Here is a 466-nt window from a genome sequence, read left to right as displayed (position 1 = left end):
AACTAGAATAGATCTAATTAAAAAGATCATTAACGATGAGTATGGACTATCAAGTCCAGATGATCCAGCAAAAGAGCAAACTATATTGTCTAGCAAGAAAAACATCAATCATTATAAAAATTTGGAAGAGCTCGACCAAAAGCTGCACGATCTGGTTAAGCAAGGCTATATTAAAAATAGAGACCACATGATTGAACTTCTTAAACAAAATGGTATCGAAATAACCAGGATCAACAAAAAAGGCATAACGATCATACTGCCTACTAAAAAAACAAAAAATCGTCTAAAAGGAGGAATATACGATGCAGACTTCACCAGTGCTCAAAGACTTGGAGAACTCAGCCAAAGCTCAAGCAGAAGAATTAGAGAATTCCATGATAGAAATACACAAGCAGAGTGCAGAGAAAATAGGCGAAAACTTGAGGAGCTTATTGTTAAAAGAGATAGATTTAATCAAGAAAGATAT

The 466-nt window shown here is 34.3% G+C and carries 1 pseudogene; it reads left to right on the top strand.

Annotated features, from left to right (window positions below):
• Positions 1–466: pseudogene (locus CYP26_RS06465) on the top strand (mobilization protein); the annotation flags it as partial.

The organism is Campylobacter concisus, from assembly GCF_002913225.1.
Taxonomy (GTDB): Bacteria; Campylobacterota; Campylobacteria; order Campylobacterales; family Campylobacteraceae; genus Campylobacter_A; species Campylobacter_A concisus_J.
The sequence above is the reverse complement of the archived record's forward strand: the minus strand, read 5'-3'. Positions and strand labels throughout refer to the sequence as shown.